Raw genomic sequence first — 12,829 nt, 5'->3', positions numbered from 1 at the left:
AAATACACCTGGTGGGAGGCATGGGCCATGGCAAACATTCTGGTGGTGGATGACGCCGCCTTCATGCGGATGATGATCAAAGACATCCTGACCAAGAACGGGCACGTCGTGGTGGGAGAGGCGGCTGACGGGGCGCAGGCCGTCGAGCGTTATCAAGAGCTCCGCCCGGACCTTGTCACCATGGATATCACGATGCCGGAGGTCGACGGGATTGAAGCCATCAAGCGCATTCGGCAAATCGACCCGAACGCGCGCATTATCGTCTGCTCTGCGATGGGGCAGCAGGCGATGGTCATCGAGGCCATTCAGGCGGGGGCCAAGGATTTTATCGTCAAGCCGTTTCAGGCCGATCGCGTCGTCGAAGCGGTGCAGAAGGCGCTCCGGTGATGCGCTCCATGGGACGATGGTCCGCGGCCCAGAGCGTGGGGAGCGCGGTAGCGTGCGCGCTCATCCTGATGATCCCGCAAACCATATGGGCGGCGAAAGATGAACCGCTTGCGGCGGGCAGCGGCGTGTGGGCGTACATCCAGCTGGTGGTGGCGCTCGCGGTCATTCTCCTCCTCATCGCGTTTTTGTTCCGAGTGCTCGGCAGGCGCGCAGGAGTCTCGGCCCGAGGACATATCGAGGTGGTGGCTGCGCGCCAGGTGGCGCCGAACAAGTCGGTGCAAGTCGTGCGTGTGGGCGCGAAGCTGTATCTCATCGGCGTCGGCGAGGACGTTCGCCTCTTGGCGGACGTCACGGACGAGTATCCGCATGTTCAAGAGGCGCTTGCGGAGGATCCGGACGGCTTTTCCGCCGCACTGCGGGAGGCCTTGGACCGATTGAGAGAAAGGCGGCGGGAGGAATGAGGAGCAAAGGCCGGGATGGCCGGGGACGGTGCCTCGCGGGCGCGGTCGGAGTGGCTCTGGGGATGGCGGTCTTCGTCTTAGGTTGGCATCCGCCGTTTGTGCACGCGCAAACTTCGCCGACCGCACCTGCGATACCCGGGGTGAGCGTCTCCGTCGGAGGCTCCGGACCCACAGCGGTGGCCAACACGGTGAAGATCGTGCTTTTGCTGACCGCGCTCACGTTGGCACCCGCAGCGCTCATCCTGATGACCTGTTTCACTCGCGTGATTGTGGTCTTGTCGTTTGTGCGCAACGCGTTGTCGCTGCAGACGTCGCCCCCCAACCAGGTGTTGGTCGGGCTTGCGCTGTTTATCACGTTGTTCGTCATGCAACCGACGCTGCAACAGGCCAATACACAGGCGCTTCAGCCCTACCTTCGCGGGCAGATCTCGCAAACGGTCGCCATCGAGCGGGCGGAAGCGCCCTTCAAGGTCTTCATGGCCAAGCAGACGAGGACAGAGGATCTGGAACTCTTCCTCGCCTATCGCCACGAGACGTTGACCCCCGGGATGGAGCGCCACCCTGAAAGCATCGCGATGTCTGCGTTGGTGCCGGCGTTCACCCTCAGCGAGTTGCAGACGGCGTTCCAAATCGGGTTCATGATCTATCTTCCGTTTCTGGTGATTGATCTCGTCGTGTCCACGACGCTCATGTCCATGGGCATGATGATGTTGCCGCCTGTCATGATCTCGTTACCGTTCAAGGTGCTGTTATTTGTGATGGTCAACGGCTGGTACCTCGTCGTCAAATCGCTGCTCGCCGGCTACGCCTCATAGCGCAGGGAGGAAGCCCGATGACCGATACCTACGTGATTGGCCTTGCGGCCCAGGTGATGTGGCTCGTCGTCAAGATTACGGCGCCAGTCCTTCTTCTCGGATTGGCCATGGGACTGGTAGTAAGCATTTTTCAGGCGACGACACAGCTTCAGGAGCAGACGCTGGCGTTCATTCCGAAGATTATCGCGGTCGTGATCGCGCTCCTGGCCTTCGGACCGTGGATGTTGCAAAACCTCATCGATTTTACGAACTCCATACTCGGCAACCTGATGCAGTACGTGATGTGAATGGTGAACGACATCCTCGAACATGTGAACTTGTTTTTGCTCATGGCCGCGAGAACCAGCGGGTTCATCCTCGCTGCGCCCATTTTGTCCAGCGCCTATTGGCCGAATCTCGCCAAAGTGGCGCTTGCCCTGGCGCTGGCTGCATTCGCGGTGCCTTCAGTCCATGCTTTGGTTCCCGACATTGCGACCCAACCGGGGGCGTTTGTCGTCGACTTCGCGCTCGAGGCGGTCGTCGGGGTCGTGTTGGGTTTTGTGGCCACGTGGATTTTCAACACCATCAACATCGCGGGCCAACTGGTCGATCTTCAAATCGGCATGGCGGTCGCCGATCTCGCCATGCCGGGATTCGGGCAGCAGGCAGGCGTGTTCAGCAGCGTGTACAACGTGTGGTTTTCTCTGTTGTTCATCGGCATGGGGGGGCTTGGCGGGCTATCGAGCGCCGTCCTCGAGTCCTTCCGGCTCATCCCCATCGCGGATTGGCACCTTCCAAAGGACTGGATGACGCTCTGTGCTCAGACCATGGGCACCGTCATGCTCATGGGTGTCGACGTGGCCCTGCCTGTGTTTGCCAGCCTGTTTTTGTGCGACGTCACGTTCGCGCTTCTTGCGCGCGCCGTGCCGCAGATGAACGCTTTTGTGGTCGAGTTGCCCGCCAAGCTCTTCATCGGGCTCGCCTCGTTCGCGGTCGCCCTACCGGTGACCGTGGGTTTGTTCCGTCAGTTACTGAACGTCGTGTTTCTGAATCTGCAAAGTGTCATGCGCCTAATCGGAGGGTGAAGGATGCGTACGCTGCAACTCCAGCGATTCGCCGCGGGTGAACGCACCGAACGGGCGACGCCCAGGCGGCGCCAGGAAGCACGGAAGGAAGGTCGCGTGGCCCGCAGCCCCGAGCTGACTTCGGCTGTGGCATTTGCGGCGGTGCTTGTGGCGCTTCGCATCCTTGGCCCCGCGGTGTGGGGCGAATGGGAAAACCTGATTCAGCGCGATCTCGGCGGCTCTACCCCGAAGTCGTGGACGGTCGAAAGTGTTCGCGCCTTGATGGCAGCCCAGGTCGTGGCTGCTGCACACATGATGTTGCCCATCGCCGCGGTGGCTGCCGTGATTGGACTGGCCGCGGCGCTGATGCAGGTTCGACCGATGTTTGTCCCGCAGCTTCTGCTGCCAGACTTGAAGCGCATCTCGCCTGCGACGGGCTTGCGTCGGATCGCGAGCCTGCAAGGGGCGCTTGAAGCGCTCAAGTCGCTGCTCAAGCTCGCGGCCGTGGTGGGTGTCGCGTACACGTCCCTGACATCGCTCGCCCATCAGATGGTCAATCTTTCCGCGGTGGAACTCGATGCCGTGCCAGGGATCCTCGGCCGCGCTGTCTTCAACCTCGCGATTCGCGTCGCGTGCGCGATGGTCGCCATCGCTGCCATCGACTACGCGTATCAACGTTACAGCCTGGAGCGCAGCCTTCGCATGTCCAAGCAGGAGCTAAAAGACGAACTCAAGGAGACGGAAGGCAATCCGCTCCTCAAGTCCGCCGTGCGCCGGCGCGCCCGCCAGATTGCTTCCAGGCGCATGATGCAGAACGTCGCCAAGGCGGACGTCGTGATTACGAACCCGACACACTATGCGGTGGCCCTGGTTTACCAGAGCGACAAGATGAACGCGCCGCAGGTGGTGGCAAAAGGAGCCGACTTCGTCGCGCAAGAGATCCGCAGGAGGGCCGAAGAGCATCAAGTACCGCTTGTGGAGAATCCACCCCTCGCTCAGGCGCTGTATCGAACGGTCGACATCGGTCAAGAGATCCCGCCCGATCTGTATCAGGCGGTTGCGGAAGTGCTCGCGTATGTGTACCGCATGCGAGCAAAAGGGCGGAGGTGACGGGCGATGGCCAAGTGGTTGAAGCGGACCGATCTGATGGTCATGCTGTTTGTCCTTTGGACCATCGTGATGATCGTGATTCCCATCCCGCGCCCGCTGTTGGACGTGCTGATTCTGTTCAACATGTTCGTGTCCATGACCATTCTGCTCGTCGCCATGAACACGGCCGAGCCGCTCGAGTTTTCCATTTTTCCGTCCCTGCTCCTGGTCACCACGCTGTATCGGCTGTCGCTGAACATCTCGACGACGCGGCTCATCCTGAGCCAGGGCAACGCGGGGGCGGTCATTCAGACGTTCGGGAACTTTGTCATCGGGAACAACCCGGTCGTCGGATTTATCGTGTTTCTCATCATTATCATTGTGCAGTATGTCGTCATCACGCGCGGGGCGGAGCGCGTGGCGGAGGTGGCGGCCCGCTTCACGCTCGACGCGATGCCAGGGAAACAGCTCGCCATTGACGCGGATCTCAACGCCGGACTCATTCAGGAGGCCGAGGCGCGCAGGCGGCGCGAGAAGATCCAGCAGGAGGCCGACTTTTACGGAGCGATGGACGGCGCCTCCAAGTTTGTCAAGGGCGACGCGATCGCGTCCATGGTCATCGTGGTCATCAATGTCGTCGCGGGGCTCATCATCGGCGTCGCGATGCAGCACGACTCGTTCAGCCAAGCGCTGCACACGTACACGATGCTCTCTGTGGGCGACGGCCTCGTGAGCCAGATTCCGGCCCTCCTCCTGTCGACCGCCACCGGGCTCATGGTGTCTCGCGCAGCCACGGACCAAAATATGGGCGCGGACGTGGTCAAGCAGGTGTTTGGCTACGCCCGGGCCCTGTATGTGGTGAGCGGCGCCCTCTTGTTGCTCGGCCTCATCACGCCCATCGGAATCTTGCCGGTCATCCCCATTGCCGGCGGCGCGACCTTGATGGCTCGGCGGGCCGAGCGAAGCCGGGCGCAGCAGCGGAAGCGGGAAGAAGAGGAGAAGGCCCGGCAGAAGCGGTCCGAGGCGAAGAAGCCCGAGAACGTCTATCAACTCATCACGGTGGAGCCGGTTGAGTTCGAATTTGGGTATGGCCTCATCCCGCTGGTGGACGCGCGGCAGGGCGGCGATTTCATGGAGCGCGTGGCCATGATTCGCAGGCAGCTCGCCACGGACCTGGGCGTCGTCCTGCCCATGGTGCGCATGCGGGACAACGTGCTCCTCAAGCCCACGCAATACGTGATCAAGTTGAAAGGGGTTGAAGTCGCGCGAGGCGAAATCCTCATGGGACACTGGCTCGCGCTGAGCCCCGGGATCGACAATCCGGAGATCAAGGGCATTCCGACCCGAGATCCCACGTTCGGCCTACCCGCGCTCTGGGTGACCGGCGACATGAAGTTGCGCGCCGAGGCGAGCGGGTATACCGTCGTCGATCCGCCCTCTGTCATGGCGACGCACCTCACGGAGGTGCTTCGGCGCCACGCGCACGAGCTGCTCGGCCGCCAGCAAGTGAAGGAACTGCTGGATCATCTCAAGCAGACGCATCCCGCCGTGGTCGAAGACGTGTATCCCGGGACGCTGTCGCTTGGGCACATTCAGCGCGTGCTCTGCAACCTGCTCGAAGAAGGCGTTCCGATTCGCGATCTGGTGACCATCCTCGAGGCGCTGGCCGACGCGGGTCGGCAGACGCAGGATGTGGATCAACTCACCGAGAAAGTCCGCCAGCGTTTGGCGCGCCACATCTGCGCGCAATACCTGCAGGGCGAAGACGGGCTCACGGTTCTGACGTTCGATCCGGCGCTCGAGCGAGAGATGCAGCAGGCCGTGGTGGAACAGGGCGGCGCGTTGTCCATCGGCCTGGAGCCTCAAAGGGCGCAGGCTTTGTTCCGCAGGCTCAAAGAACAGTGGACCGAGCTCCAAGGCACAGGAAAATCCCCTGTCCTTCTGGTGCATCCTCGGCTGCGGCTGCCACTGAGCCGCTTGGTTCGCCGCTACGTGCCGGATTTGCCTGTCTTGTCGTTTGCCGAATTGGATCCGTCCATCTCGATTCATAGCGGAGGCGTGGTGAATGTGACGTGATCGTGCGCCGTTATGTGGTCAAGGACATGCCTGAGGCCGTCGCGTCCATCCGGCGGGAACTCGGCCAAGATGCGGTCATCCTGAGCACGCGGAATATTCGCGTGCGCAAGTGGCTCGGCCTTCGATCCGAGCGCCGCATCGAGGTGATGGCAGCTGCAAAAGAGGAGCTCGCTGCGACGGCTGGGGCGAGCTTCGGGCAAGCCCTGAGGATGGCGATGTCGGGATCCGCGGGGGAACGTTCGTCCGCGTCGCCGGCTCCGGAGGTGTGGTCTCAGCTTGCGAGTGAGATCGCCGAGATCAAGCAAATGCTCGCCGAGGTGAAACAGCGGGGTGACGCGCCATCGGGCGGTGAACACGACCCACTGCAACGCTGGCGCACCTTCCTGCAGGCAGAAGGTGTCGACGCGGTCCTGGCGGATCGGTGGGCGCGCATGGCGCTCGGTCACCCCGTCGCGCCGGGGGACCGTCCGGCTCTCGCGGCAGCGCTCATCGAAGCGATTCAATCCGATCTTGGGGCACTCGCCCATCCTGCACCCATTCGGCGGGACAGTCGCATGGTCGCCTTCGTGGGTCCGACTGGCGTGGGAAAGACGACGACCATCGCCAAAATTGCCGCACTGCACGTCCTCGCCGGTAAGCGCCGCGTCGGCCTCTTGACCACGGACACGTTTCGCATTGCGGCGGTGGAGCAGCTGAAGACGTATGCGGACATCCTGAACGTGCCGATTGCGATTGCGGATGAACCAGAGGATGTGCCTTCTGCCCTGGCCGCCCTTTCGTCGTGCGATCTCGTCCTCGTGGACACCGCGGGAAGAAACTTTTTGAACCCGGCTTCCATCGAGCAGACCAAGCGCATGCTCGCGCCCATCGAGGCGGATGAGGTGCTGCTCGTCGTCTCGCTCGCCACGAAGCCAGCCGACGCGCTGAAAGTTGCTGACATGGCGAAACCGCTGAGCGTGGACAAGTTCATCTTCACAAAGCTGGATGAGACCTCATCCGTCGGCATGATCCCAAGTCTTGTGGCCATGTGCCAGTTGCCCATCGCCTATGTGACCACCGGCCAGAATGTCCCGGACGACATCGACATCCTGTCGGTGTCGGACCTGTTGACGCCGTGGAAGGAGGCTCATGGCCATGGCTGATCAGGCGTCGCGCCTCCGAGAGCAGATGTCGCTCTGGCGGAAAGAACAACAGGTTGCCCCTGACACTTCATCCCAGCCTGTCGGCCGCGAGGCGGGTTTTGGGTCTGCGCCCGTGTTTGCCATCATGAGCGGAAAAGGGGGGGTCGGAAAGTCGAACCTGTGCGTCAACCTGGCGATCGCGTTCGCGGAAGACGCCATGCGGGTGCTCCTCATTGACGCGGATGCGGGTTTCGCCGACGTGGAGATTCTGTTTGACTCGACGCCCGTGCTGACCCTCTGCGACGTCGCCGCGGGCGCGCCGCTGGAGGAAGCCCTGCTGGCGCCCAGGCCGCACGTGGACGTTCTGGCAGGCGGGAGTGGGAGGTTTTTCGACGACGTGGGCGGAAGCGGCTGGGACAGGCTTTGGCAAAGCATTGCGCGCGTCTCGGCGAGGTATGCCTGGGTGCTCGTGGACTGCGCGCCGGGCGTGCACGCGTTCGCGGAGCGGATGTTGCGACAGGGGGCGCATCCCATTTGCGTGGTCACGCCGGAGCCCACAGCCATCACGGATGGATATGCGCTTTTGAAGTGGATGCACGCGAAGGGACTCGGTGTGGACCCGTGGCTCGTCGTCAATCGAGCGAAGTCCAAGGCGGAAGCTGACGACACGGCCGCGCGTCTTGTGGACGCGGCCGCGAAGTTCCTGCACATGCGGGTGACGTACGCGGGAATGATTCGGGACGATCCGGCGCTGGTGACGAGCGTCATGGCGCGACGGCCGCTGCTCCAACATGTGCCGGGATCGCCCGCTGCCGTAGGTTATCGCCAACTGGCCCGCTGGATTCGAGAACGAGTGCATTCGCGCGGGCATCGCGTGAACGGAGAGGGGGCGGCCCGATGACCGAAGGCGCGCACGGCATCCGGCAGCTCATCGTGATGGGCGCTTCGACGGGCGGCCCAGCTGCGGTTACCGCGATTTTACGGGAACTTCCGCTTCTCGACGCATGCGCCGTCCTGATTGCGCAACATTTGCCCGCGACCTTCACAGCACCGTTTGCGGAGCGGCTTCATCGGGAGAGTGCCTGGCCCGTGCGCGAGGCGCGAGACGGGCTGGCTGTCACAGCGGGACACTGCTACGTCGCGCCGGGCGGCAGGGTTACCGAGGTCGTGCTTGACGGCGGCGAGCTTCGCTGCCGGGTTCGGCCGCCGACGCCCACAGACCGCTACCTGCCTTCGATCGACGCGTTGTTTTCGAGCGCGGCTTGCCTTCCCGGCATTCGAGCCATCGGGGTGCTGCTCACGGGCATGGGGCGAGATGGAGTGGACGGCCTCCGAGCGATTCGCGAATCTGGGGGCCTTGCCATTGCAGAGGCCCGGGAGACGGCCGTCGTCGACGGGATGCCGCGCCGCGCGAGAGAGTCTGGATGGGTGGACGAGGTTGTCCCGCTCGGATCCATCGCCCATCGTCTGGCCGACTTGTGTCAGGTCGGGAGGTGACACGGTGCACGAGGAATACCTGGAAGCCTTTTTGGCGGAGGCGATGGAAAACGTCGAACGCTTGGAGACGTTCTGCCTCACGCTTGAGCGAGACGGTTCGAGGCCTGATCTGCTCGACGAGATGTTTCGGGCCGCGCACACCCTGAAAGGCATGAGCGCGACCATGGGGTTCTCCAAGTTGGCGACCTTGACCCACCGCGTGGAGGACCTACTTGGAGCCCTTCGCGACGCGCATGTTCCTGTGGAGCCGCGGCACGTGGACGCCCTGCTGTCGGCGGTCGACCGCATGCGAGCACGGCTACAGGCTATCGGCGCCTCATCTCAGGAACCTGAAGAGACGGATGACGACGTGCTGGCGGCGCTCGCAAGCGCGCTTTCCCGATCCGAAGGCACGTTCGAGCCGCGCGACTCGTCCCGCGCACCTTTTGCGAATCTTTCGGATTGGGCGCGCCGGGCTGCGGCAGAGAACAAAGAGCTTTACACCATCCATCTCCGCCTCGTCCCCGACTGCATCATGCCCGGCGTGCGTTTGGCGATGGCGTACCAAGCCTTGAAGGCTTCGGCGACGTTGTTGGGGGCCCATCCTGCAGAAGACCAAGTCATGGCCGGACAGGTCGAGGCCACAGAGGCTTTCGCGGCCGTCCTCGTATCGCCTGGCGAGATCGCGCGTGTGCGCGAGGCCGTGCTGGACATCACCGACGTGTCGGCCTGTGACGTCTCCAAGGTGAACGAGGTTCCTTCCACGCCTGTGACAGATAAGCCCCGTCCAGAGCGGGGCGATCTGTCCGTCAAGGACTCGATGTCGCGGCCATCGTTCGGCGCGCTCGCTTCCGGTGCGGATTTGCGGCGGGACGCGACCCTTCGTGTCCCGGTCCGCAAGGTGGACGAGCTCATGAATGCCTTGAGCGATCTCGTCATCACCAAGACGCGGCTTGCCACCTTGGTGGCAGCCTCGGATGACCCAGACTTAAAGGAGGCGGCTGAGCGGTTGGACCGCCTTGTGGCCGACATCCAGGACGGGCTGACGCGCCTCCGAATGGTCCCGGTCGAAACGGTCTTCCATCGCTATCCTCGCATGATGCGCGACCTCGAGCGCCGTCTTCGCCGTGAGCTCGACTTTGTGATGACCGGCCTGGACACGGAGATGGATCGTGTCGTCCTCGAGGAGATGGGCGAGGTGCTTGTGCATCTTCTCCGAAATGCGGTCGATCACGGCCTCGAGCCCCCCGAAGTACGTGAGTCTCAAGGCAAGCCCCGGCGCGGCACCGTTCGGCTTTCCGCGTACACATCGGGCGGCCAGGTGTTTCTCGAGGTGTCGGACGATGGCCGTGGGATTGACCGCGATCGGGTTTTGCAGACGGCCATTGCCAAGGGTTGGGTTGCGCCGGAGGAAGGTGCATCCATGTCGGACGAGTCGGTTTTCGCGCTTCTGTTTCGGCCGGGGTTCAGCACCGCGGAGCGCGTCTCGGACATCTCAGGGCGGGGCGTAGGACTTGACGCCGTGCGAGAAAAAGTCGAGGCCCTGGGGGGCCAGATTCGCTTGGAGTCGGTTCTCGGGGCGGGGACGACGTTCATCATTCAATTGCCGCTGACGCTCGCTATCCTGCCGGCCCTCTTGGTGTCAGTCCGAGGGCAGGTATTCGCCATCCCGACGGCGAATGTGGATGAGGTGCGAAGGCTGACAAGAGATGACATACGTCACGTGCAGGAGCGACCCGTGCTTCGAGATGAGCAGGGCATTGTGCCCATTGTGGACCTGGCGGAGCGATTGGCGCTGGGCGCTCGTCGCGAGGGGTACCCGCAGACAGTGGTCGTGTGCCGAGATGGGAAGCGGAGGCTCGCTCTTCTCGTCGATCAAGTCCTCGATGAGCTCGAGGTCGTGAACAAGCCGCTCGGCCGATTTCTGCAGCATGTTCGGGAGTTCGCCGGCGCCACAGTTCTCGGCGATGGCCGAGTGTCGCTCATTCTCGACGTGCGCTTTATTGCCAATTCCGCGTAGCGGGAAGGAGGGACGTTTCGTGGATTCGTATGTCGTCATGCGCGTGGGCTCCGAGCGGTACGGCGCGCATGTCTCTCAGGTGAGATCGGTGGAACGCGTCGGGGATATCACGCCCGTGCCGCGGACCTTGCCCTTCATCAAGGGCGTCATGCATTTGCGCGGCGCGATTGTCCCGGTGATCGATCTCGCGGAACGCGTCGGGTTGACGCACGTGTCCGTGGACGACGAAGAGAGGCGAATTGTCGTCGCGGAGCTAGACGGGATGGCCGTAGGCATGTTGGTGGATGCGGTCGAAGACGTGGTCCCAATCGCGCCGGAATCCGTGGAGCCCCCGCCGTCTGTCGTTGGAGGTCTGGAGGCCGTGTACCTTCGGGGTGTCGCGCGAATCGGCGACGATCTCCTTGTGCTGCTCAACTTGGAACGGGTCTTTTCGGCCGTTGAATCGGAGCAACTCAAACAGGTGGAAAAGTTGGTGTACGGATGAATCCCTATGATCTTAGCGCAGCCGATCTCGACGCGCTGCGGGAGTTCGGCAATATCGGAGCGGGACACGCCGCCACGGCGTTTTCCGCATTGCTGGGCGGCGTTGTGCGCATGTCGGTCACGGACGCCAGGCTGTGCCGATTCGCGGAGGTGGTGGACGTCGTCGGCGGCAACGACACGATGGTCGTCGCCGTGTATATCCGGATCGAGGGCGAGATCGCGGGGAATATGTTTGTCGTGTTGTCGATCGAGAGCGCGGAGCGCCTCGTGGATGAGCTCATTCCGGGGCGGGAACGCGGCCATCCCTACGGGGAGATGGAGTATTCCGCGCTCGGAGAGGTTGGCAATATCCTTTCAGGGGCCTACGTCGCCGCGATTGCCGATTTGTGCGGCTTTCGCATGACACAATCCATCCCGGCAGTCGCCGTCGATATGGCCTCAGCGCTTCTCGACATTGGGCTCATGTATGGAAGCGGAGAGGACAATCAGGTGCTGCTCATCTCGACGCTCGTCACACATGGTGGGCGTGAGATTCAAGCGCATTTTTTCCTGCTTCCGGATTTCGAGAGCGCTTCGAGACTCTTTGACACCCTTCGGGGAAAGATGCCTCGTGGTTGACGATGAGGTCGAGATTCGCGTGGGCATCGCCGAAGGGGCCATCCTCCGCGGTCCGGGTCGGCTGGTGACGACAGGCCTAGGCTCGTGCGTGGGTGTGGTGATCTACGATGCCGAAGGCCATGTGGCGGGAATGGCACATGTGATGCTGCCCGAGAGCCCTTCGCCTGACACCAAGGCGCCGCAAAAATACGCGGACACCGCGATTGACTGGCTCATCCGCGAGATTGTGCATGCGGGCGGGAGTCCGCTGCGCCTCCGCGCGAAGTACGCCGGCGGAGCGCAGATGTTTCAAGGCGTGAAGATGGAGACGCTTCGCGTCGGAGAGCGCAATGCGGAGGCGGTGAAAAAGCGGCTTGCGGACAGAGGCATCCCTGTTATCGGAAGAGACGTGGGTGGACATCAAGGCAGGACCTTATGGTTTGACTTGCCGTCGTGTGTGCTCACGGTGCGAACGGTCAGAGGCGACATGCGAGTGCTTTGACGCGGGGAAGGGGCGAACGAAAAGGTGTGGGAGACGCTCATCTTGGCCGCGGTGTGTATGGTGCTCCTCGCCATGCTGTACGCGTTAAGTGGCGCTTGGAAAACGCACCCGGGTATCCGAGGTTTTTTCCGGTGGATGGCATCTCAAGGGCGCTTGCGCGGCGCCAGCCAGGGCTCGCCCAAAAACGCTGGTTTGTCAGCAGATCGCGCGCGGTGGGAACCCGTGGCCGTTGAGAGGACCTCGGACGCGCGTTTGGCGATCCAGGTTCTCGAAGAGTTGTACCGGGAATGGGACCAGCGAAGCCGAAAACTCGAGGCGCGAATTCAGGCGCTTGAGACGGCGGTGGCTCGGATGACCGCAGAGGTCGGCGAGGCTCTGCATGGTGCGAAGCATGGCGGGAACCACGCGGTAAACGGCGAGTTTGCCCCCAAGCAGATGGAGGGGCTCTCTGAACTTGACTTTCAGTACGAAGCTCCGCTTGAATCGGCTGCGGAGAAGGGCGAGCAAGGGGCCTCGGCGGAGGCGGTTGACGCGTGGACGGAGGATCGCGAGCCTGCGCGCCCGAGCGTCCATGCGTCTCGAGAGCGCCTCTATTTTTCGATTCTTGACCTCCTTCACGAAGGCCGATCTCGAGACGAGATTCGGGATCTGCTGGGCGTGTCGGCGGACGAGATCGCAAGAGTCGAGCAGCTGTTGTGTAGGGTAGAGCCTTCAGAGCCGGGCGTTCATTGACGAGCCCCTGCGTCGCTTGGGTGCTAT

15 protein-coding genes are annotated in these 12,829 nt (G+C 62.7%); all 15 read left to right on the top strand.

From position 1 onward, the window contains the following. Positions 1-27: 27 nt before the first annotated feature. Genes AC27E8_RS08135 through AC27E8_RS08065 form a run of 15 tightly spaced genes read left to right on the top strand, consistent with a single transcriptional unit; the run spans position 28 to position 12,802 of the window. Positions 28-387, top strand: a complete 360-nt coding sequence (locus AC27E8_RS08135; protein ID WP_008336526.1) for a response regulator — start codon at positions 28-30, stop codon at positions 385-387. Further along, positions 387-848 carry a FliO/MopB family protein gene (locus tag AC27E8_RS08130; protein ID WP_487098879.1) on the top strand — a complete coding sequence of 154 codons (462 nt, stop codon included), beginning with the start codon at positions 387-389 and terminating at the stop codon, positions 846-848. Before AC27E8_RS08135 ends, AC27E8_RS08130 begins: the two co-directional genes overlap by 1 nt. Next, on the top strand, positions 845-1,663 hold the full coding sequence (fliP, locus tag AC27E8_RS08125; protein ID WP_487098811.1) for a flagellar type III secretion system pore protein FliP: 819 nt from the start codon (positions 845-847) through the stop codon (positions 1,661-1,663). The genes AC27E8_RS08130 and fliP overlap by 4 nt, the downstream gene beginning before the upstream one ends. Positions 1,664-1,680: 17 nt before the next feature. Beyond that, positions 1,681-1,950: a flagellar biosynthesis protein FliQ gene (gene fliQ, locus AC27E8_RS08120; RefSeq protein ID WP_008336530.1), complete on the top strand. Its 270-nt coding sequence runs from the start codon at positions 1,681-1,683 to the stop codon at positions 1,948-1,950. After that, the gene (locus tag AC27E8_RS08115) at positions 1,951-2,727 is read left to right on the top strand and encodes a flagellar biosynthetic protein FliR (RefSeq protein WP_487098812.1); all 777 of its coding nucleotides are present in this window, start codon (positions 1,951-1,953) and stop codon (positions 2,725-2,727) included. It abuts the gene before it with no gap. 3 nt (positions 2,728-2,730) lie between these two features. Then, positions 2,731-3,816, top strand: coding sequence for a flagellar biosynthesis protein FlhB (flhB, locus tag AC27E8_RS08110; RefSeq protein ID WP_487098813.1), 1,086 nt, complete (start codon positions 2,731-2,733; stop codon positions 3,814-3,816). A 6-nt stretch (positions 3,817-3,822) separates the two neighbouring features. Beyond that, on the top strand, positions 3,823-5,871 hold the full coding sequence (gene flhA / locus AC27E8_RS08105) for a flagellar biosynthesis protein FlhA (protein ID WP_487098814.1): 2,049 nt from the start codon (positions 3,823-3,825) through the stop codon (positions 5,869-5,871). Next, positions 5,868-7,013 carry a flagellar biosynthesis GTPase FlhF gene (gene flhF, locus AC27E8_RS08100; RefSeq protein WP_487098815.1) on the top strand — a complete coding sequence of 382 codons (1,146 nt, stop codon included), beginning with the start codon at positions 5,868-5,870 and terminating at the stop codon, positions 7,011-7,013. Before flhA ends, flhF begins: the two co-directional genes overlap by 4 nt. Then, a complete protein-coding gene (locus AC27E8_RS08095) occupies positions 7,006-7,893 on the top strand; it encodes an AAA family ATPase (RefSeq protein ID WP_487098816.1) in 888 nt (295 codons plus the stop codon). The genes flhF and AC27E8_RS08095 overlap by 8 nt, the downstream gene beginning before the upstream one ends. Then, a complete protein-coding gene (locus AC27E8_RS08090; protein ID WP_487098817.1) occupies positions 7,890-8,489 on the top strand; it encodes a CheB methylesterase domain-containing protein in 600 nt (199 codons plus the stop codon). The genes AC27E8_RS08095 and AC27E8_RS08090 overlap by 4 nt, the downstream gene beginning before the upstream one ends. A gap of 4 nt (positions 8,490-8,493) precedes the next feature. After that, positions 8,494-10,488, top strand: a complete 1,995-nt coding sequence (locus AC27E8_RS08085) for a chemotaxis protein CheW (protein WP_487098818.1) — start codon at positions 8,494-8,496, stop codon at positions 10,486-10,488. 19 nt (positions 10,489-10,507) lie between these two features. Next, positions 10,508-10,972, top strand: coding sequence for a chemotaxis protein CheW (locus tag AC27E8_RS08080; protein WP_487098819.1), 465 nt, complete (start codon positions 10,508-10,510; stop codon positions 10,970-10,972). Continuing rightward, positions 10,969-11,589, top strand: coding sequence for a chemotaxis protein CheC (locus tag AC27E8_RS08075; RefSeq protein ID WP_487098820.1), 621 nt, complete (start codon positions 10,969-10,971; stop codon positions 11,587-11,589). The genes AC27E8_RS08080 and AC27E8_RS08075 overlap by 4 nt, the downstream gene beginning before the upstream one ends. Further along, positions 11,582-12,070, top strand: coding sequence for a chemotaxis protein CheD (locus tag AC27E8_RS08070; RefSeq protein WP_487098821.1), 489 nt, complete (start codon positions 11,582-11,584; stop codon positions 12,068-12,070). The genes AC27E8_RS08075 and AC27E8_RS08070 overlap by 8 nt, the downstream gene beginning before the upstream one ends. A gap of 51 nt (positions 12,071-12,121) precedes the next feature. Next, positions 12,122-12,802 (top strand): hypothetical protein, encoded by a 681-nt coding sequence (locus tag AC27E8_RS08065; protein ID WP_487098880.1) that lies wholly within the window; start codon positions 12,122-12,124, stop codon positions 12,800-12,802. The last annotated feature ends 27 nt before the right edge of the window (positions 12,803-12,829 follow it).

It is taken from the genome of Alicyclobacillus sp. CIJ1, from assembly GCF_057538885.1.
Note: the sequence above shows the minus strand (reverse complement) of the source record. Positions and strands in the feature narration are given on the sequence as shown.

What these genes read in the sequence shown, in the direction of transcription:
- AC27E8_RS08135 (WP_008336526.1), top strand. Translation starts at nt 28, where the DNA reads ATGGCAAACATTCTGGTGGTGGATGACGCCGCCTTCATGCGGATGATG.
- AC27E8_RS08130 (WP_487098879.1), top strand. Translation starts at nt 387, where the DNA reads ATGCGCTCCATGGGACGATGGTCCGCGGCCCAGAGCGTGGGGAGCGCG.
- fliP (WP_487098811.1), top strand. Translation starts at nt 845, where the DNA reads ATGAGGAGCAAAGGCCGGGATGGCCGGGGACGGTGCCTCGCGGGCGCG.
- fliQ (WP_008336530.1), top strand. Translation starts at nt 1,681, where the DNA reads ATGACCGATACCTACGTGATTGGCCTTGCGGCCCAGGTGATGTGGCTC.
- AC27E8_RS08115 (WP_487098812.1), top strand. Translation starts at nt 1,951, where the DNA reads ATGGTGAACGACATCCTCGAACATGTGAACTTGTTTTTGCTCATGGCC.
- flhB (WP_487098813.1), top strand. Translation starts at nt 2,731, where the DNA reads ATGCGTACGCTGCAACTCCAGCGATTCGCCGCGGGTGAACGCACCGAA.
- flhA (WP_487098814.1), top strand. Translation starts at nt 3,823, where the DNA reads ATGGCCAAGTGGTTGAAGCGGACCGATCTGATGGTCATGCTGTTTGTC.
- AC27E8_RS08095 (WP_487098816.1), top strand. Translation starts at nt 7,006, where the DNA reads ATGGCTGATCAGGCGTCGCGCCTCCGAGAGCAGATGTCGCTCTGGCGG.
- AC27E8_RS08090 (WP_487098817.1), top strand. Translation starts at nt 7,890, where the DNA reads ATGACCGAAGGCGCGCACGGCATCCGGCAGCTCATCGTGATGGGCGCT.
- AC27E8_RS08075 (WP_487098820.1), top strand. Translation starts at nt 10,969, where the DNA reads ATGAATCCCTATGATCTTAGCGCAGCCGATCTCGACGCGCTGCGGGAG.